We start from the raw sequence: 17,009 nt of genomic DNA, 5'->3' as shown, positions 1-17,009 counted from the left end.
TCAGAGGTGCTCTACCAGGATGCCGCTGATCGTGTTGGCCACGTCCTCGAAGCGGTCCACCACCTTCTCGAGGTGATCATAGAGTTCCGCCCCGATCAGGAAAGCCATGGCGTCGCCGTTGCGATGCGCCTCGAACAGGGCCCGCATGCCGGCGTCGTAGAGGGCGTCGCTTTCGGTCTCGAGTCGCACCATCTGTTCGGTGAGCTCGTTCAGGCGGCCCTGGTTGCGGCGGATCTGGGGCAGCAGGGCGATGGCCTCGACGGCCAGGTCGGCGCAGGCGACCGCGATGTCGCCCAACTGCTGCATGTGCGGCGCGAAGGCCTGCAGGTCGTAGAGGATGACGACCTTGCTGGTCTTCTGCATCTGGTCGATGGCGTCATCGAGCGCGTTGGTCAGCTCGCGGATGTCCGAACGGTCGAAGGGGGTGATGAAGCTCCGGCGGACCGCCAGCAGCACCTCGCGGGCCACGGCGTCCGCTTCGTTTTCGTACTCGACCACCTTGGCGCACCAATGGGCCGTATCGGGTCCGCCATCGAGCATCGCCCGCAAGGCCTGGGCGCCCCGTGGCAGGGTGGCCGCATGGTCGGCGAACAGGCGGAAGAACTGATCTTCCTTGGGCAGCAAGGCCTGGAACCAGCTGAGCATGACATCCCCGAATCCGCGCCGTTCCCCGCGGGCGCACGCCGGCTGTCATGCCAGTGTCGAGAATTCGTCACAATGCCAAGTATTACGCCTCAGGCGCGGAAAGCGTCGCGAGCCCGGGCCAGGCGCTCGGCGCCGAGATCGAGCGTGGCGTCGGACTTGGCGAAGCAGAGGCGGATGAAGCCCCCCGCCGACCCGTCGCCGAAGAAGCTGGACAGCGGGATGGCGGCGACGCCGAACTCACGCGTCGAGCGCCGGGAGAAGGTCGCGCCGTCGAGGTTGACGCCCGAGGCGGCCAGATCGACGCACAAGAAATAGGTCGCCTCGCTCGGCGCCACCTCGAAACCCTCCGCCGTCAGCCGCGCGGCCAGGCGGTCGCGGGAGGCGGCGTAGCCGGCGCGCATGTCGTCGAACCAAGCCTCCGGCCAGGCGAGGCCCTCCGCCACCGCCAGCTGCAGGTTGGGCGGAGTGGTGAAGGTGAGAAACTGGTGGGCGCGGGCCACGGTTTCGATCAGCGGGCCGTGGGCGACCATGAAGCCGACTTTCCAGCCGGTCATCGAAAAGATCTTTCCCGCCGAGCCGATCTTGATCGTGCGTTCGGCCATGCCCGCCTCCGCGGCGAGCGGCCGATGGCGGCGGCCGTCGAAGACCAGATGTTCCCACACCTCGTCGCTGATCGCGATCAGGTCGTGTCGCACGCAGACCCGGGCCAGGGCGGCCAGCTCTTCGGCGCTATAGGCCCGGGCGGCGGGATTGAGCGGGTTGTTGAACAGCACGGCGCGGGTGCGGGGCGTAACCAGCGCCTCGACGGCGGCCTCGTCGATCGCCCAGCGCGAAGGCTCCAGCCGCACGGCGCGCGGCGTTCCGCCGGCCATCTCGATCAGCGGCCGATAGGCGTCATAGGCCGGCTCGAAGATGATCACCTCGTCGCCGGGCCGCACCACCGAAACCAGGGCGGCGGCGAGGGCTTCCGTCGCGCCGGAGGTGACGACAACGTTCTCGGGGCCGACGGAGAGGCCTTGGCGGCGGGCGTAGTGTTCGGCCACGGCGGCGCGCAACTGCGGAACGCCGCGCATCGGCGGATATTGGTTGTCGCCTTCGATCAGCCAACGACCGGCCGCCTGCCGCATCGCCAGCGGGCCCTGCGATTCCGGAAAGCCCTGGCCGAGATTGATCGCCCCCGTCTCGCGCGCGAGGGCCGACATCTCCTCGAAGATGGTCGCGCCCATGCTGGCGAACAGCGGATTGAGCCGCATAAGCCCTAGAGGTCGGAGGGTTCGGCCAGGGCCTTGGCGAGGGCCAGCATGCCGCGTCGCACATTCTTGGCCGGCACGCCGTTCAGGGCCAGGATCAGCTCGCGTCCGAAATCGCTGGAGGCGAAGTCGGCGATGGCGCGGTCCTCATGGCTGGGCGGGGCGCCCTGGTGGCTCGACATGCCGTGGAAGAAGTAGCCCACGTCGGTCTGCAGGGCGTTGGCGATCTCGAAGAGTTTCGAGGCGCTGACCCGGTTGTGGCCGCGCTCGTACTTCTGCACCTGTTGAAAGGTGAGGCCCAACTGCTCGGCGATGGCGTGCTGGGTAAGTCCTACGGCCTTGCGTCGAAGACGAATCTGGCGACCGACATGGACGTCTACGGGATGGGGTGCGTCAGCCATTCTGGGATGTGCTGTGAAACCTGTCCGCCTAAATGGCGCCATCCCGCTCCCGGGTCAAAGTCAACTGACGCAGAGCCTCCGACAGTTCAGCCGCCCGAGCCTTGTCCGTCGGATTTGTCGCGACCAGATAGCGGCGATCCAATTCGGCCCGCGTGCGAGCCTCGCCATGCTCGGCGACGAGCGCGCGAACCATCGCTTCGGCCTGCCTTCGCGGGTTACGCCGGTACAGTTCGCGTTCAATCAGGCCGTAGGCCACGATGGCGACCATGCCGTAGGCCCAGAACAGGCGGCCATAGAAAATGACCCTCGCGTCGATCGGCGCCCCGATCAGGCCGGCGACGTGGGTAAGCGTGCTCATCAACCAAAGCGCCGTAGCCACCACGAGCCACCAACGACGGTTCCGCAGCAGGGTGAGCGACAACAAAACGAGCAAGGCGATATCGGCGATCATTACGCCATACCGCGCCGCGCTGGGGTCGTGAGGTTCAAGAAGCGGGCTGATCAGGGCGTTCGCCACGATGGCCGCGCCCGCATATCGAAGCGGCCGGTCCCCGCGTAAAACCGCAATCACGCAGATGCCATAATATAGCATGCGGCCGATCAGTCGGGCGGTATCGAGGTCCATCGCGTGTATTCTGATAAGCTCTGGCGCGACGGCGATCACCGTCGCGCCAGATCGACTCTAGGCCGCGTTGGCGACTTGCGCGAGTTCCTGGCTCACCCCGGGGGGCGGCTTGGTCTCGTCCGGGCCGCCGGCAGTGATCGGGATGTGGTGGTCGAGGCGGACCGCCTCGAGCGCATTGTGGGCCAGCGTCATGCTGCCCTGGGCGGTCACCAGCGCGGCGATGGCGTCGCCGGTGTGGCGCAGCACAACTTGGCCGACGGTGGCCGAGAGACCGGCTTGGCGGCGCAGTTCGGGCAGGCGGGCCATCATTTGGCTGGCGCGGGTCAGGGCGTCGTCGAGAGCGATTTCGGCTTCACGGACGGCGCGCTTGGCGCTGGCGGCGGCGGCGAGTTTCTTCATGAGGATCGGCTCCGTAGAGGTGAGGCGCGGGGCCTCAGCTCATCAGCCGGGCGATCGCCTCGAGGGTCATGCGCGCCGCGAAAAGCGCGCCGGTGATCAACAGCGCCGCGCCGAAACCAATGCCGGCGACCAACGCTAAGGTCTGAGCGGGCGCTAGGGCATGGAGGAATCCTCCTCCAGGCTCGAAATCTCCGTCGAGATCGGCGGCCGCTCCTCCTGCACTATGGCGGCGAGCACCAGGATCTCCCGCAGGAGTAATTCCGTCGGCATACCCTCGGGGTTCGAAGCCCGGAGGTTCACCAAGGTTTGGGCGAAGTTCGCCAGGGCTCGTTCCGACGCCAAGTCGACCAACTGGCGTTCCAGCTGCTTCCAGGTGAAGGTTGGGAAGGTCCCGCCGGGCGATTTCGCCGGCGGAAACTGTATCACGAAGCTCTCGCGTTCGCGTTTCAGGAACTGGGCTTGGGCTGCCGCCTGGCCGAGGGGAAAATTCATCGACTACCTCCGTGGAGGCAGCAGACGCATCCGGGGCGGCCGTCGCAATTGCTGCAAAATCACCCCCCTCGAAGTTAGGGGGGGCCTCGAAGCGTCTGAGCACGATGGCCGCCTCGCGGCGGGTGGCCACTTCCAGCTTCTGCAGCGCTTCACGCAGGTGCTTATCGACCGTGTAAGGCGAGATGCCCAACTGCTTGGCGATAGCCTTGGAGGTGAGGTGCAGGGCGACCAGCCGCAGGCAATCAAGCTCCCTCGGCGTCAGAAGAGTCAGCGGCGAACGTTCACGCGTCTGCATCCCTCTCCTTTCTCCGCTGGAATGGCTAACAAGCCAAGCTTGGCTAACTCGAATCCTTTAACGCTCTTATTCATCCTTCAGGCGAGTTGTCTTGATGCCGCACGCGTGGAAAGGGTGCGACCCCCGTTTGGGGGAAGCCGCCGTGGAAAGGCGTCGTTGGCGCGTCTGCTGGCGCCGGGCCGGGCAGACGCGCTAGTAACCGCTCAGCGTCGAGCGCGGCGCCAGCGACAGGCGAGGCCAATGAGTGTGAGCGCGAACGGCAAGACGGCCCTGATCACCGGCGTCACCGGCCAGGACGGCGCCTACCTCGCGCGGTTTCTGCTCTCGAAGGGCTATACGGTGCACGGCTCCAAACGCCGGGCGTCGTCCTTCAACACGCAGCGGGTCGACGGCATCTATCAGGATCCGCATGAGCCGAACCCGCGCTTCTTCATGCACTACGCCGACATGACCGACGCGCTGAACCTGACGCGTCTGGTCGCCGAGGTGCAGCCGGACGAAATCTACAACCTGGCCGCCCAGAGCCACGTGCAGGTGAGCTTCGAGACGCCCGACTACACCAGCGATGTCGACGGCGGCGGCGCGCTGCGCCTGCTGGAGGCGATCCGCCTCCTGGGCCTGAAGGATAAGACCCGCTTCTACCAGGCTTCGACCTCGGAGCTTTACGGCAAGGTGCGCGAGACGCCGCAGACTGAACTGACGCCCTTCTATCCCCGCAGCCCCTACGCGGTGGCCAAGCTCTACGCTTACTGGATCACGGTGAACTACCGCGAGGCCTATGGGATGCATGCCTCGAACGGCATCCTGTTCAACCATGAAAGCCCGATGCGCGGGGAGACCTTCGTCACCCGCAAGATCACCCGCGCGGTCGCCGCGATTCATCTGGGCCGGCAGGACCGGCTGTGGCTCGGTAACCTTGACGCCAAGCGCGATTGGGGTCACGCGGCGGAATATGTGCGCGGCATGTGGCTGATGCTGCAGCAGGACGCGCCGGACGATTATGTGTTGGCCACCGGGCAGACCACCTCGATTCGCCAGTTCGTCGAGGCTGCGTTCGCCGAGTTGGGCGTCACCCTTGAATGGCGCGGTCGGGGCGTCGATGAGGAGGGCGTCTGCGCCGCGACCGGGCGGACCCTCGTCAAGGTCGATCCACGCTATTTCCGACCGGCCGAGGTCGACGTGCTGATCGGTGACCCCAGCAAGGCTCGCGAGAAGCTCGGCTGGGTTCATGAGACCAGTTGGCGCGACCTCTGCGCCGAGATGGTGGCGGCCGATCTCGCCGTCATGGCCGACCAGACCAAGTCCTGATCCCGTGACCGCGCCGGCGCCCATGGTGTTCGATCTCGCGGGCAAGCGGGTGTGGGTCGCCGGCCATCGGGGCATGGTCGGCTCGGCCATCGTCCGAAGGTTGGCTTCGGAAGCGTGCGAAATCCTTACGGTCGATCGTGCGACGGTCGATCTGCGCGATCCCGTCGCCGTGCGCGGCTTTGTCGACCGCGAGCGCCCGGACGCCATCTTCATGGCGGCGGCCCGCGTCGGCGGCATCCTCGCCAACGACAGCTATCCGGCCGATTTCCTCTACGACAACCTGATGATCGCCTCGAACGTCACCGAGGCGGCCTTCCGCGGCGGCGTGGGCAAGATGCTGTTTCTCGGCTCCAGCTGCATCTATCCGCGCCTCGCGCCGCAGCCGATCCCTGAGGACGCTCTGCTGACCGGACCGCTCGAGCCGACCAATCAGTGGTACGCGGTGGCCAAGATCGCCGGACTGAAGCTGGCCGAGGCTTACCGCCGCCAGCACGGCTGCGACTTCATCAGCGCCATGCCGACCAACCTTTACGGCCCGGGCGACAACTACGATCCGCGGCTGAGCCATGTGCTGCCGGCGCTGATCCGCAAGGCCCACGAAGCCAAGATGGCCGGCGCCGACCACATCACCATCTGGGGGACGGGCGCGCCGCTGCGCGAGTTCATGCATGCCGACGATTGCGCCGACGCCTGCGTCTTCCTGATGCAGCGTTATTCCGCGCCCGAGCACGTCAATGTCGGCTCGCAGGAGGAAATCTCGATCCTCGATCTGGCGAACCTGGTCTGTCGGGCCGTCGGTTTCGAGGGCGATGTGCGCACCGATCCGAGCAAGCCGGACGGGGCGCCGCGCAAACTCATGGATGGCGGCAGGCTGAGGTCGCTCGGCTGGTCCGCGCGCATTCCGCTGGCCGAGGGCGTACGCGCGGCCTACGAGGCCTCGCCCTTCATGCGGCCCTGAATCGCGGGCTTGGCGATTCCTTAATTTCCCTCCACCGATCCTCTACCTGAGCGCGCAGTCATGGCGCGCGTGGCGGTCCTGATCGCCGGGGGAGGGTGCTTTGAAAACCATCCGCTATGCCGTGCTCGCCATCGGCCACGAGTGGCGCATCGTCACCGATCGGCATCACATTGGACACTTCGCCTCACGCGCACGGGCCTTCGAGACGGCGCTGCGCATCGCGCGGGAGGCTTCACGTTCCGGGCACAGGGCCGAAATTCTCTACACCGACCAGGGGGGCGAACTGCACAGCCTGCGCCTGCCGAGACTCGCTCAGCCTGCCGGCGAACCGGCGGCCGTGGTGATGCTGACGCCCGCCGACCGGTCGGAACCCAAGGCCTGGCCAGGGCGGCTCGAGCCACGAGCCAGGGCCTAGCCGATCGTCGGGGCCGCCAGGGCGCCGGGACGGCTGGTGGAGCGGGCCGTGGTGACTATTCGCGTCTCATAGGGCTTGGCCAGAATGGTCGAGACGGCGAACAGCTCGGCCTTGGCGCCTTCCGGGGTCAGGGTCAGCAGGGCGAAGCCCTTGCTGAGCTGATCGTTGAAAATCACCTCGTCGTTGCGGGCGGCCACCGCCAGGCCAAGGGGCAGCTTCGGCGCGCTGTCGCCCCACGACGGGCTGGTGATTCCCGTCGTGCCCAACTCCCAAGCCACGCGGCGGCCAGAGGCGTCCATCAGGTCGTTGATCCAGAAGGCGTGGCTGTCGCCGGCCAGGACGATGGGATTGGCGTCGGCCGCCCTGAACAGGTCGTAGAGCCGCTCGCGCGCCGCCGGATAGCCGTCCCAGCTGTCGAGGTTCATCGGAAGGCCGAGCTTGAACAACTGGGCCGCCTGGGCGACCTGCCTGCGGGTGTCTTCGTCGAGGCCGGCCAGGATCTGCGGCCAGGCCGCGCCAGCCATCTTTTCGAGGTCCGGGCCGAACACCCGGCCCATCACCACCTGGTTGCCGATCACCTGCCACTGGCGGCCCGACTGGCGCGACCGCTTCAGTTCGTCGCCGATCCAGGCCTCCTGCTCGCGGCCCAGCAGCGCGCGTTCGGGGGCGTTCAGCCGGGCCATGAAGCCCCTTACATCGACGTTGGGCTGGCCGTCCGGGCCGGCGGTGATCGGCAGGTCCTTGGCGAAGGTCAGCTGTTCGCTGCGCGCCTGCAGGCGGGTCTCGACCATGATCAGGGTGGCGAGGTCGCCAAAGTCGAAGCTGCGCTGGATGGCCTCGGCCATGCGACCTTTAGGCTCGCGGATCGGCATCCATTCGAAGTAGGCCTTCAGGGCGGCGGCCTTGCGCGTCGCCCAGGCGCCTTCCTTCTCAGGCTGATGGTTCTCGGCGCCGCCGAGCCAGCTGTCGTTGGCCGTCTCGTGGTCGTCCCACACGCAGATCCAGGCCGCGCGGGCATGGGCCGCCTGCAGGTCGGCGTCGGCCTTGTAGAGGGCGTGGCGGCGGCGATAGTCGGAAAGGGTGACGATCTCGTGCGGCGGATCGGGCACGCGGCCGATCTTCGAGCCGATCTCCATGCCGTACTGGCCTGGCTCCGCGCCGTACTCATAGATGTAGTCGCCGAGGTGCAGCACCGCGTCGATGCGCGGCTGCCGGGCCAGGGCCTCGTAGGCGTTGAACAGACCGCCCGGATAGAGCGAGCAGGAGACCACCGCCAGAACCACGTCGGGGGTCGCCCCGACTGGCAGGGTGCGGGCTCGGCCGACCGGCGAGGTCACGCCCTGGGCGCTGAACCGATACCAGTACTCGCGGCCCGACTTCAGCCCGCCGACATCGACCTTCACCGTGTGGTCGGAGGCGGCCTGCGCGATCGCCGTGCCCTTGGCGACGACGCGCGTGAAGCCCGGGTCCTCGGCGACCTGCCAGGTCACGGCGGGCGTCGCCGCCGGCTCGGTGGTGACGCGGGTCCACAGGATCAGACGGTCGGCCAGGGGATCGCCGGCGGCGACGCCGTGCTTGAAGGCGACGGCGGCCGGCGTCTGGGCGTGAACGGCGGGCGCGGCGGCCACCAGGCCGAAGGTCAGCGCCCGGCGGCGGTTGAAGGTCAGGGCCACGGGGCTAGCGTCGGAAAGTCAGGTTGACGCCGACGAAGCGCGGCGGACCGGCGATGAAGGTGGGCATCCCCAGGCTGTCGCCGGTGTTGCCCGCATCCCGGATGTAAGCCTCGTCGAGCACGTTGTCGGCGAACAGCTCGACCCCCCAGGCGGCGTCGGCGGCGCGCCAGCCGAGGCGCAGGTTCAGCAGGCCGTAGGCCTTCTGCCGCTCGTCCTGGAGGTTGTCGGCGACCAGGGCCCGGGGCGGCTGCTGCAACGAGGGCTTGTCGTTGTCGTCGTCGAAGAACACCTCCGACTGCCAGGTGTAGGTCGGGCGGAAATAGGCCTGGCCGCCCGCGGCCGGCAGATGGATGTCGGCCCCGATCGAGGCGGAGTTGTCCGGCGACAGGCGGAAGCGATTGCCCTCGCGGATGCCGGTCTCGAAGCGGGCGTGGTTGTAGGCGTAGGTGGCGAACAGGTCGAAATGCGCGTTGGCCTGCAGGCGGCCCTGCAGTTCCAAGCCGTTGGCCTTGGCCTCGCCGGCGTTGGTCACCACGAACAGGGTGCCCTGCTGCTCGGTGGTCTGGAAGTTCTTGTAGTCGTAGTGGAAGACGGCCGCGTCGAGCTGCAGCCGTCCGTCCAGCAGCACGCCCTTGTAGCCCAGCTCGAAGCTGTCGACCGTCTCGGCGTCGACGGTGTTGAAACGCACCGGCCCGAACGGCGCCGAAGGCGCGCTGGCGGCCAGCACCTTCGGGCGGCGGCCGCGGGCGTAGTTGGCGTAGAGGTTGGCGTCGTCGCCGAGGGCGTAGCGCGCGGTCAGGCGCCAGGTCATGCCGCTGTTGTCGAGGTCGGCCGTGGCCTTGTCGCCGTTGTTGGCGGTCGGCTGGGCGCCGAGGCCGAACATCGGCACCGGATACTGGGCCGAGGTCGGGATGTTGGCCGCGCCGGGAGCTGCAAGGGCCAGCAGCAGGGCGTCGCGAACGGGGGCCGGCTGGGCCAGGGCGCCGATGAAGCCGCCGAGGATCGAGCGCCCGTTCTGCACCGCCGAGGTGAAGCCCGAGGTCTTCTCATCGCGCGTGTAGCGCAGGCCGCCGCCGACCTCGAGGCGGTCTGTCAGGTCGAAGCTCGCATCGACGAAGACGTCGACCGAGTCGGTGTCGGAGGTGTTGGTCGAGGTCTCGCGGTGGGCGGACTTCAGGTTGGCGGCGATGGCCTGGGCCTGGGCCGTCGGCAGCAGCACGCCGCTGGCGCCGGCCACGCCCTGCAGCAGTTGGCCGGTGAAGGCGGGATTGCCGAACAGGGCCAGCGGGGCCGGATCGGTCGCGGGGCGGCCGGGAATGGCGCCGCCGCCGTTCAGGGTGTTGGTCAGGCGAGCGAGCAGGACGCGCTCGTCGAACTGGGTCGGCACGCGCTGGCTGCCTTCCTCGTGGAAGACCGACAGGCCGGCGAACCAGCGGGCGCGGCCGCCATTGTCGTAGTTCAGCCGGAAGTCCTGGCTCGCCTGCTTGCCCTCGGCTCCTTCGGCGGCGGTGAGGGCCGGCAGGCCGATGCCGTCGGCGTCGAAGATCTCCAGCGAGTCGAACTCGCGATAGGCGCTGGTCGAGGTCAGGGTGAAGGCCTCGTTCAGCTTCCACGAGGCGAGGCCGGTCACGCCCCACACGTCGCGGTTCAGGCCGAGGCCCTTGCCGCCTTCGAAGCCGTCGCCGGCGATCAGCGCCGCCGGCTCCTGCGGCTTGCGGCCGCCCAGCACGGCGCCGGTGGTCGGGTCGGTCGGGTTGTAGGCGATGGATTTGAAGGCCGTGCCGTTCGGCTCGTCATGCTGGTAGTTGGCGATCAGGTCGATGGTCACCGGGCCGGGCTCGAACCGCAGGGCCGCCCGATAGGCCTGGGTGTCCACCGAGTTGAAGTCGCCGCCGCCGATGGCGTTGTCGACATAGCCGTCGCGATGCTTCACGCGGGCGGCGAAGCGCACCGCCGCGGCCGGTCCGACGGGGGCGTTGAACACGCCTTCGAACAGGCTGCTGCCGAAGTTGCCGAACGACGCCTGGCTGGAGGCGGAGAAGCCGCCCGGGTCGGCCTTGTTCTGCACCAGGTTCACCGCCCCGATCAGGGCGCCGCGCCCGTACAGGGTCGACTGCGGGCCCTTGGCGATTTCGACGCGCTCGAGGTCCAGCAGTTCGACATAGGAGCCGCGCGACTTCGAGATCGAGACGCCGTCCTGGTAGACCGAGACGCGGGGCTCCTGCGTGGCGTCGCCGCTGTCCGAGGTGATGCCGCGCATCACGAAGCCCGGGTTGTTGGGCGACTGGTTCTGCACCTCGAAGCCCGGCACGAAGGTCGAGAGGGCGTCGAACTCCTGCACGCCGATCGATTGCAGGAAATCGCCGTTGTAAGCCGTCAGGGCGAAGGGAACGTCGACCGCCTTCTGCTCGCGCAGCTGGGCCGTGACCACCACCTCCTCCACGCTTGAGGCTTCCTGCGCCAGGGCGGGGCCGGCGAAGACCAGGGCGGCCAGGGCCGCGGCGGAAAGCAGTTGGGTCTTGTGTTGCATGGTCGCCCCTCGAAACCTGAGCGGCGATAGCTCCGACGCGTGCAGGATCGGCGACGCTATTACGACAGTTCTGTCTCGGATCCCGCCATGTCGGAACGCCGACCGTGATCTCTTGCCCGGTTTGGCCGTAGCTGCAGCCAATGCGCTGCGGCGAAGGGGCGCGCGCGATGGTAGACGTGAGGAGCATATCGGCGATCCAGCGGCCTCCGGGCCGGATGCTTCGCGCCCCTCTTCGCTATCGCCGCCTTCGGCGGCTGCTCAACGGTCGACACCTTGAACGCCATCGAACCGAAAGGCGGGCTGCGGATCGCCCGCAACATCGCCTACGCTCCGGGCCCCCGCGGCAAACTCGATGTCTACGCGCCCCGGGAACGAAGGCCTGGGCGGCCGGTCGTGGTCTTCTTCTACGGCGGCGGCTGGGAGGCGGGCGCCAGGGGCTTGTACGGCTGGGCCGGCGCCGCTCTGGCGCGTCAGGGCTATGTCGTCATGGTCCCCGACTATCGCATCTATCCCCAGGTGCGCTGGCCGTCGTTCCTGGAGGATTGCGCGCGGGCCGTGCGCTGGGCGCGCGATCACGCGGCCGACCATGGCGGCGATCCCACCCGCCTGGTGCTGATGGGCCACTCGGCCGGCGCCTACAATTCGGCCATGCTGAGCCTCGATCGCCGCTGGCTCGGCGAAGTCGGTCTGAACCCGGACAACGACATCAAGGCCGTCGTCGGCCTTGCCGGTCCCTACGACTTCCTGCCCCTGCGATCCGATGTGCTGAAGACCATCTTCGGGCCGGAGGAGACCCGCCCGGCCACCCAGCCGATCCAGTACGTCACCGCCGCCGCCCCGCCGATGCTGCTGATCGCGCCGGAGAAGGACACGGTGGTCGATCCCGAGAACGTCACCCGCCTCGCCGCCCGCATCCGCGAGACGGGCGGTCGGGTCGAGACCAGGCGCTATGCCCGCATCAACCACGCGCTCACGGTCGGCGCCCTGGCCGCCCCGCTACGCTGGCTGGCCCCGGTGTTGAAGGACAGCGCGGCCTTCATCGACAGACAAACCGGGCTGGCCGGATGATCGCTCTCCGGGCCGGCGCCGGCGCTGAAGGCTTGATCGCCTGGCGCTCTGCGGCGAGGCTCGCGCCATGCCCAGGGATAACCATCTCGACGAACTGCTCGCCGACACGCTCGCGCGCCGCCAGGGCATCAGCTTCAAGCGGATGTTCGGCGGCCGCTGCTGGCTGCTGAACGGCAACATGCTCTGCTTCGCCCAGGAGGAGCGGTTCATGTTCCGCGTCGGCAAGGACGCGGAGCCCGGCCTCCTCGAACTGCCCGGCGTCGAGCCGATGGTGCATGCCGGTCGCCGCATGGGCGGCTTCGTCTTCGTCGAGGCCGATGCGGCCATCGACGAGGGCCTCGACGCCTGGATCGAGCGGGCGTCGGACTTCGTCGGCGGGCTGCCGCCGAAGTGACCGGTCGCACCTAGGAGGGCGTCGCCGCGTCCGGCTTGCCACGCAGGATCACCCCCGCCGCGATCACCACCAGGGCCACGGCTATTCCCGTCCAGTCGAAGCTGGCGCCGAGGGCGTAACGGACCACGGCGCGTCCGGCGACGGCGAGGCCGAGCAGGAAGGTCAGCAGCCGCGCCTCCGCTCGTCGCATCAAGAGGGCGGCGATCTGCACCATGGCTAGGACGATCGAGGTCCCGGCGCCGCCGTTGTGCTGCTCATCGAACACCGTGAAGCCGCCATGCACGATGGCGACGACCCCGGCCGCCAGAGCGAAGATACGTCGCCAGTCCGTCAAGGGGCGGTCAGAGGCGGTCATTCGCTTTCGTAGAGCTCCAGCGGCAGACCATCGGGGTCGGCGAAGAAGGTGAAGCGGCGGTCGGTGTAGGGATCGACGCGGATCGGTTCGGTCGTGACGCCGTGCTGCTCCAGCCGGGCGATCTCCGCCTCGATGTCGTCCACCTCGAAGGCGAGGTGGCGCAGACCGCAGGCCTCGGGGCGGGTCGGGCGTGGCGGCGGATCGGGGAAGGAGAACAATTCGATCTGGGCGTTGCCCGCGTCGAGGTCGCATTTCCACGAGTTGCGCTCTTCCCGATAGACCTCGCGGATGACCGGCAGGCCGAGCGTCTCGACATAGAACCGCCGCGAGCGGTCGTAGTCCGAGGCGATGATCGCGATGTGGTGGATGCGGCGCATGCAGATCGTTCCTTAGGCGGCGCCGGTCTAACGGGCCTTCAACTCGCGGTCCGCGAAGTCGAGGTACTGCGTCCAGTCGTAGGCGGTTACGTTGTGGCCGCCGGTGCGGACATGATAGGCCACCGCGCCGCTGCCGATCGGATGATCGAGGGCCGGCATCGGCCCGTCGGGCAAGCCCGGTTCGCCATAGAGGGCGTAGAGGGGCGTCACCGCCTTGGTCGCCAGATACTCGCCTTCGGGGTCGGAGTAGGGGTCCTTGTCGGCGCTGCCGACATAGAGCGGGCGCGGCGCGATCAGCGTCAGCAGCAGATGGCCGTCCACCGGCAGGTCGTTCGCCCGGCCGTGGTAGCGCTTGAGGTTGATCGAGTTCCAATAAGGAAACGCCTCGATGACATGGTCGAGGGTCTCGCCGCCCGGGTGTTTCACCAGCGAGGCGCCGCCCTTGCCGGTCTCGTTGGCCAGCACCAGGGCGAACCGCCGGTCCTGCGCGGCCGCCCACAGGGCCGCCTTGCCGAACCGTGAGAATCCAAAGGCGATCAGGCGCCGGGAATCCACCGCCCGGTCGGCCGACACCACGTCGGCGACGCGACTCATGCCCCAGGCCCAGGCGCCCATGGCTCCCCAGGCGTCCGGCGCGTCCAAGGTCTGGGCGGTGGGCTGGAACAGGGGGCGGACGCCATGGGCCACGCCGCCGTCGAAGTCGGGCTCGATATCCCCGGCGTAGATCGTCGCGAAGCCGTAGCCACGCTTCATCAGCATGGGGACTTGCCAGTTGGCCGCGGCGCGTCCACGCGTCGCCGCAGTCGCCGGCTGTAGCACCTGTCGGGCCGTTCGCCCCGCCGGCATGGGGTTCGGCGCCGCCGGGTCGCGCGCCCAGACAGGGTTGAGGTCGATCCCAGGGTCGGCGTCGACGGTGTGATTGCCGGCGAAGTTGAGACCGATGATGGTTGGGACCGGCCCCTTGGCCTGGGCGGGAATATAAAGCAGCAGCCGCCAGGTCCGCTCGCCCTTGGGGCCCACGGCCAGGGTGATCTGCTTGCGGAAGGCCAGGCCGTTGAGGGCGAGTTCCTGCCGGACCTCCATCACCTTCACCGGCATCCGGCCCGTCGGCGTCCGCCCGTAGACGTTCTCCGCGAAGAGATTGAGGATTTCCGGCCGCCGACGCCGTTCGAAATCGGCCTTGCCGCGCACCGCCGCGCCGTTGGCGAACACCAGGGGATCGGGAACCTGAGCCTGGACGTTCAGGCCGCCCAGCGACAGCCCGGCGGCGAAGATCAGGCCCAGCCAGGCCGACGATGCGATACGCCCCATATTCCGTTCCTTCTGGCGAGGATTGACCCGGAGGAGCGCACGCCGGGCCGGGCCGGTCAATCGTCAGCCGGCGCCGCGCGGCGTCGGGCGCAGCATCGGCGGGCGGCGGCCCAGGTAGGCGACGGCCAGGGCCACGCCGCCGCCGGCGAGGGTGGCGATGACCCGCCGCACGGCGCCGACGGCCTCGGGCTCATGCAGGGCCAGCAGGAAGACCACCGTGGCGGTGACGGCGGCGGAGAACACGGCATAGTTGGCGCGCTGCAGGGCATAGGCCAGCCAGGCGCAGACCAGGATGGCGGTCACCAGCACGGCCGGCGTCGCGGGGAAGGCGAGGGCGAACAGGCTGGCGGCCGCGCAGCCGCCCACGGTGCCGGCGAGGCGGAACAGGCCGCGCACCTGGGTGTCCCTGAGGCCGGGTTTCAGCACGATGAGGGCGGTCATCGGCGCCCAGTAGCCGTTGCCGAGCTTGAAGCTCAGCGCCAGCCAGGTGGCGATGCCGACGCTTGCCGCCGCCCGAAAGGCATGGGCCTGGAACAGGGCTGGCCGCACTGGGGCTTGCGCGGGAATCGGTCCCTCCCGCTCGCGCAGGAACCCGACGAGCAGGATCTGCACCCCGCCGCCGACCGCCACGGCCAGGGCGCGATCGAGGGCGACCTCAAATGGGCCCGCGAAGTAACCCGCGACGAAAAAGGCGATCGCCGTCTCCAGCGCGATCCACCAGATGTTCTCCTCGTAGAGGGCGAACCACGCGACCAGGGCGGCGAGGCCCGCCGAGCAGAGGGTGAAGGCCACGGGAAACTGGCCGACGGTCGAGCCGAAGAAGGCGGCGGCCGTCATGGCCGCGGCGGTCAGCGACATGGCCAGCCACGGCCGCGAACGGATGCGGCGATAGGCGCCGAACCCTACCGAGAAGGCCGCGCCGGCGGCGATGGCGCCTTCCAGCGGCTTGCCGATCACGAAGCCGCCGACCAGCAGCAGGGCGATGGCCGGCGCGCAGTTCAGCGCCTCGCGCCACCGGAACGGCGCGAGGGCGTTCCGCACATGATCGCTAAGGGACGCCATGGCGACACCCTACAGGAGTGGCGTGGAGAATTGCGATATGCCACGCTCACGCGAACCGCCGCTGGAGCGCGCATGGACGCCGAGACTTCCCGCGCTCATCTTTCGGCCGCCCTCGCCCTGGTGGCGGGGGGCGACCGGAACGCCCTGGAGGAGGTCTACCGGCTGACCTCGCCCAAACTATTCGGCGTGATCCTCCGTATCTTGCACGACCACGCCGAGGCCGAGGACGTGCTGCAGGAAGTCTACCTGACCATCTGGCGCAAGGCGGGCGGCTTCGACGCGACGCGCGCCAGCCCGATCACCTGGCTGGCGACCCTGGCGCGCAACCGCGCCATAGATCGCGCGCGCAGCCGGGGCCTGCGGCCTACCGTGCCGGAAGAGGCCGCCGCCGCGGTCGCCGACGACGCCCCGCCCGCCGATGCGCGGCTGGTGGTCTCGCAGCAGGCGCGGCGGCTGGAGACCTGCCTCGACCAGTTGCCCGGCGAGCACGCCGCCGCTGTTCGCACCGCCTTCTTCGGCGGCGTCACCTACGAGGTTCTGGCCGAACGGCTCGGCCTGCCGCTCGGCACCCTGAAGGGTTGGATCCGTCGTTCGCTGATGAAGCTGCGCCTCTGCCTGGGCGACGCCCATGGCTGAGGACGACCTCGAGGGCTTCGATCCCACCGCGGCCGAGCTGGTGCTCGGCGTGCTCGACGCGTCCGCGCGCGCCGCCGCCCAGACTCGCATCGAGACCGACCCGGCGTTCGCGGCCGAGGTCGCCGCCTGGGAGCTGCGGCTCGTTCCCCTGATCGAGCGCGTGCCCGGGGTGCGTCCGCCCCCGGCGGTCTGGCGGCGGATCGCCATGGCGCTGGGGCCCGAACCGGCCGCCCGCCGTCCCCGCATGACCGAGAGCGTCGCCTTCTGGCGCGGCGTCGCCGGCTTCAGCGCCGCGGCCGCGGCGGCTTGCCTCGCCGTGCTGTTCGTCGTTCCTCGTCCCGCGCCGACGCCGGTCGCGCCGCCGCCCGCCATGGCGCCGCGACCGATGATGGTCGCACGCCTCGCCGGCGAGGACGGACCGCCGATGTTCATCGCCACGCTCGACATGGAGCATCATCGCCTGATGGTGACGCCGGCCGTGGTCAGCGCCGCGCCCGAGCACTCTCATGAGCTGTGGCTGATGCCCGCCTCCGGGCCGCCGCGCTCGCTGGGCGTCGTCTCCGCCGATCGCTCGATGATGCTGAGCGCTCCGGCCGACATGCCCTCCGACGCGATCCTGGCGGTGTCGGCCGAACCGCTGGGCGGCTCGTCCACCGGCCTGCCGACCGGTCCGGTGGTGGCGCGGGGCAGACTCGCCTCCTGATTGCAACTCACTGGAGTTGCAATGGAAAATAGACAACATGCCGCAGCCGTTAAGCATGTTGCTTTACGCTCCTCACTGACCCGCGCGCGCAGGTTCGGCTTCCCATTGTGGT

19 protein-coding genes and 1 pseudogene are annotated in these 17,009 nt (G+C 68.9%); 7 read left to right on the top strand and 13 right to left on the bottom strand.

Annotation, left to right across the window (positions count from 1 at the left end; translation table 11 throughout):
- The 7 genes and pseudogenes from ACFLIT_RS10360 to ACFLIT_RS10330 form a co-directional block, all read right to left on the bottom strand.
- Complete coding sequence (locus ACFLIT_RS10360; protein WP_479911139.1) at positions 1 to 645, bottom strand: DUF47 domain-containing protein; 645 nt, start codon at positions 643 to 645, stop codon at positions 1 to 3.
- Positions 646 to 734: 89 nt separating this feature from the next.
- Positions 735 to 1,898, bottom strand: coding sequence for an aminotransferase (locus tag ACFLIT_RS10355; RefSeq protein ID WP_479911138.1), 1,164 nt, complete (start codon positions 1,896 to 1,898; stop codon positions 735 to 737).
- 5 nt (positions 1,899 to 1,903) lie between these two features.
- Entirely contained in the window at positions 1,904 to 2,296 is a 393-nt protein-coding gene (locus ACFLIT_RS10350; RefSeq protein WP_479911137.1) for a helix-turn-helix domain-containing protein, read from the bottom strand.
- 28 nt (positions 2,297 to 2,324) lie between these two features.
- Positions 2,325 to 2,921, bottom strand: coding sequence for a hypothetical protein (locus ACFLIT_RS10345; protein ID WP_479911136.1), 597 nt, complete (start codon positions 2,919 to 2,921; stop codon positions 2,325 to 2,327).
- 57 nt (positions 2,922 to 2,978) lie between these two features.
- Positions 2,979 to 3,320, bottom strand: a complete 342-nt coding sequence (locus ACFLIT_RS10340; protein WP_479911135.1) for a hypothetical protein — start codon at positions 3,318 to 3,320, stop codon at positions 2,979 to 2,981.
- 153 nt (positions 3,321 to 3,473) lie between these two features.
- Entirely contained in the window at positions 3,474 to 3,812 is a 339-nt protein-coding gene (locus tag ACFLIT_RS10335) for a hypothetical protein (RefSeq protein WP_479911168.1), read from the bottom strand.
- A gap of 112 nt (positions 3,813 to 3,924) precedes the next feature.
- A pseudogene (locus ACFLIT_RS10330) lies at positions 3,925 to 4,107 on the bottom strand (response regulator transcription factor); the annotation flags it as partial.
- A 240-nt stretch (positions 4,108 to 4,347) separates the two neighbouring features.
- Here ACFLIT_RS10330 and gmd point away from each other — a divergent pair.
- From gmd to ACFLIT_RS10315, 3 genes are all read left to right on the top strand, one after another.
- Positions 4,348 to 5,415 carry a GDP-mannose 4,6-dehydratase gene (gene gmd, locus ACFLIT_RS10325; protein WP_479911134.1) on the top strand — a complete coding sequence of 356 codons (1,068 nt, stop codon included), beginning with the start codon at positions 4,348 to 4,350 and terminating at the stop codon, positions 5,413 to 5,415.
- Positions 5,416 to 5,437: 22 nt separating this feature from the next.
- Positions 5,438 to 6,373 carry a GDP-L-fucose synthase family protein gene (locus ACFLIT_RS10320; RefSeq protein ID WP_479911167.1) on the top strand — a complete coding sequence of 312 codons (936 nt, stop codon included), beginning with the start codon at positions 5,438 to 5,440 and terminating at the stop codon, positions 6,371 to 6,373.
- 100 nt (positions 6,374 to 6,473) lie between these two features.
- Complete coding sequence (locus ACFLIT_RS10315; RefSeq protein ID WP_479911133.1) at positions 6,474 to 6,788, top strand: hypothetical protein; 315 nt, start codon at positions 6,474 to 6,476, stop codon at positions 6,786 to 6,788.
- Here the strand turns inward: ACFLIT_RS10315 and ACFLIT_RS10310 are convergent.
- Positions 6,785 to 8,461, bottom strand: a complete 1,677-nt coding sequence (locus tag ACFLIT_RS10310; protein WP_479911132.1) for an alkaline phosphatase D family protein — start codon at positions 8,459 to 8,461, stop codon at positions 6,785 to 6,787. The genes ACFLIT_RS10315 and ACFLIT_RS10310 overlap by 4 nt on opposite strands.
- Positions 8,462 to 8,465: 4 nt before the next feature.
- Positions 8,466 to 10,991 carry a TonB-dependent receptor gene (locus tag ACFLIT_RS10305; protein ID WP_479911131.1) on the bottom strand — a complete coding sequence of 842 codons (2,526 nt, stop codon included), beginning with the start codon at positions 10,989 to 10,991 and terminating at the stop codon, positions 8,466 to 8,468.
- Positions 10,992 to 11,264: 273 nt separating this feature from the next.
- Between ACFLIT_RS10305 and ACFLIT_RS10300 the strand changes: the two genes are divergently transcribed.
- Positions 11,265 to 12,059 (top strand): alpha/beta hydrolase, encoded by a 795-nt coding sequence (locus tag ACFLIT_RS10300; RefSeq protein WP_479911130.1) that lies wholly within the window; start codon positions 11,265 to 11,267, stop codon positions 12,057 to 12,059.
- Positions 12,060 to 12,126: 67 nt separating this feature from the next.
- A complete protein-coding gene (locus ACFLIT_RS10295; protein WP_479911129.1) occupies positions 12,127 to 12,453 on the top strand; it encodes a TfoX/Sxy family protein in 327 nt (108 codons plus the stop codon).
- A gap of 10 nt (positions 12,454 to 12,463) precedes the next feature.
- Here the strand turns inward: ACFLIT_RS10295 and ACFLIT_RS10290 are convergent, their stop codons facing one another.
- The 4 genes from ACFLIT_RS10290 to ACFLIT_RS10275 form a co-directional block, all read right to left on the bottom strand.
- Positions 12,464 to 12,808, bottom strand: coding sequence for a hypothetical protein (locus ACFLIT_RS10290; protein WP_479911128.1), 345 nt, complete (start codon positions 12,806 to 12,808; stop codon positions 12,464 to 12,466).
- Positions 12,805 to 13,185 (bottom strand): SMU1112c/YaeR family gloxylase I-like metalloprotein, encoded by a 381-nt coding sequence (gloA2, locus tag ACFLIT_RS10285; RefSeq protein ID WP_479911127.1) that lies wholly within the window; start codon positions 13,183 to 13,185, stop codon positions 12,805 to 12,807. Before gloA2 ends, ACFLIT_RS10290 begins: the two co-directional genes overlap by 4 nt.
- A gap of 27 nt (positions 13,186 to 13,212) precedes the next feature.
- A complete protein-coding gene (locus tag ACFLIT_RS10280; RefSeq protein WP_479911126.1) occupies positions 13,213 to 14,496 on the bottom strand; it encodes a glucuronyl esterase domain-containing protein in 1,284 nt (427 codons plus the stop codon).
- A 63-nt stretch (positions 14,497 to 14,559) separates the two neighbouring features.
- Entirely contained in the window at positions 14,560 to 15,558 is a 999-nt protein-coding gene (locus ACFLIT_RS10275) for an FUSC family protein (protein WP_479911125.1), read from the bottom strand.
- Between the two features lie 72 nt (positions 15,559 to 15,630).
- On the opposite strand from ACFLIT_RS10275, the gene ACFLIT_RS10270 reads away from it, so the two are divergent.
- The gene (locus ACFLIT_RS10270; protein WP_479911124.1) at positions 15,631 to 16,194 is read left to right on the top strand and encodes a sigma-70 family RNA polymerase sigma factor; all 564 of its coding nucleotides are present in this window, start codon (positions 15,631 to 15,633) and stop codon (positions 16,192 to 16,194) included.
- On the top strand, positions 16,187 to 16,897 hold the full coding sequence (locus tag ACFLIT_RS10265) for an anti-sigma factor (protein WP_479911123.1): 711 nt from the start codon (positions 16,187 to 16,189) through the stop codon (positions 16,895 to 16,897). The genes ACFLIT_RS10270 and ACFLIT_RS10265 overlap by 8 nt, the downstream gene beginning before the upstream one ends.
- Positions 16,898 to 17,009 lie beyond the last annotated feature (112 nt).

It is taken from the genome of Caulobacter sp. HJHS_5, assembly GCF_056683955.1.
The sequence above is the reverse complement of the archived record's forward strand: the minus strand, read 5'-3'. Positions and strand labels throughout refer to the sequence as shown.

Excerpts from the sequence above, each read along its gene's own strand:
- ACFLIT_RS10360 (WP_479911139.1), bottom strand. The coding sequence starts at position 645 with ATGCTCAGCTGGTTCCAGGCCTTGCTGCCCAAGGAAGATCAGTTCTTC.
- ACFLIT_RS10355 (WP_479911138.1), bottom strand. The coding sequence starts at position 1,898 with ATGCGGCTCAATCCGCTGTTCGCCAGCATGGGCGCGACCATCTTCGAG.
- ACFLIT_RS10350 (WP_479911137.1), bottom strand. The coding sequence starts at position 2,296 with ATGGCTGACGCACCCCATCCCGTAGACGTCCATGTCGGTCGCCAGATT.
- ACFLIT_RS10345 (WP_479911136.1), bottom strand. The coding sequence starts at position 2,921 with ATGGACCTCGATACCGCCCGACTGATCGGCCGCATGCTATATTATGGC.
- ACFLIT_RS10340 (WP_479911135.1), bottom strand. The coding sequence starts at position 3,320 with ATGAAGAAACTCGCCGCCGCCGCCAGCGCCAAGCGCGCCGTCCGTGAA.
- ACFLIT_RS10335 (WP_479911168.1), bottom strand. The coding sequence starts at position 3,812 with ATGAATTTTCCCCTCGGCCAGGCGGCAGCCCAAGCCCAGTTCCTGAAA.
- gmd (WP_479911134.1), top strand. The coding sequence starts at position 4,348 with ATGAGTGTGAGCGCGAACGGCAAGACGGCCCTGATCACCGGCGTCACC.
- ACFLIT_RS10320 (WP_479911167.1), top strand. The coding sequence starts at position 5,438 with ATGGTGTTCGATCTCGCGGGCAAGCGGGTGTGGGTCGCCGGCCATCGG.
- ACFLIT_RS10305 (WP_479911131.1), bottom strand. The coding sequence starts at position 10,991 with ATGCAACACAAGACCCAACTGCTTTCCGCCGCGGCCCTGGCCGCCCTG.
- ACFLIT_RS10295 (WP_479911129.1), top strand. The coding sequence starts at position 12,127 with ATGCCCAGGGATAACCATCTCGACGAACTGCTCGCCGACACGCTCGCG.
- ACFLIT_RS10290 (WP_479911128.1), bottom strand. The coding sequence starts at position 12,808 with ATGACCGCCTCTGACCGCCCCTTGACGGACTGGCGACGTATCTTCGCT.
- gloA2 (WP_479911127.1), bottom strand. The coding sequence starts at position 13,185 with ATGCGCCGCATCCACCACATCGCGATCATCGCCTCGGACTACGACCGC.
- ACFLIT_RS10280 (WP_479911126.1), bottom strand. The coding sequence starts at position 14,496 with ATGGGGCGTATCGCATCGTCGGCCTGGCTGGGCCTGATCTTCGCCGCC.
- ACFLIT_RS10275 (WP_479911125.1), bottom strand. The coding sequence starts at position 15,558 with ATGGCGTCCCTTAGCGATCATGTGCGGAACGCCCTCGCGCCGTTCCGG.
- ACFLIT_RS10270 (WP_479911124.1), top strand. The coding sequence starts at position 15,631 with ATGGACGCCGAGACTTCCCGCGCTCATCTTTCGGCCGCCCTCGCCCTG.
- ACFLIT_RS10265 (WP_479911123.1), top strand. The coding sequence starts at position 16,187 with ATGGCTGAGGACGACCTCGAGGGCTTCGATCCCACCGCGGCCGAGCTG.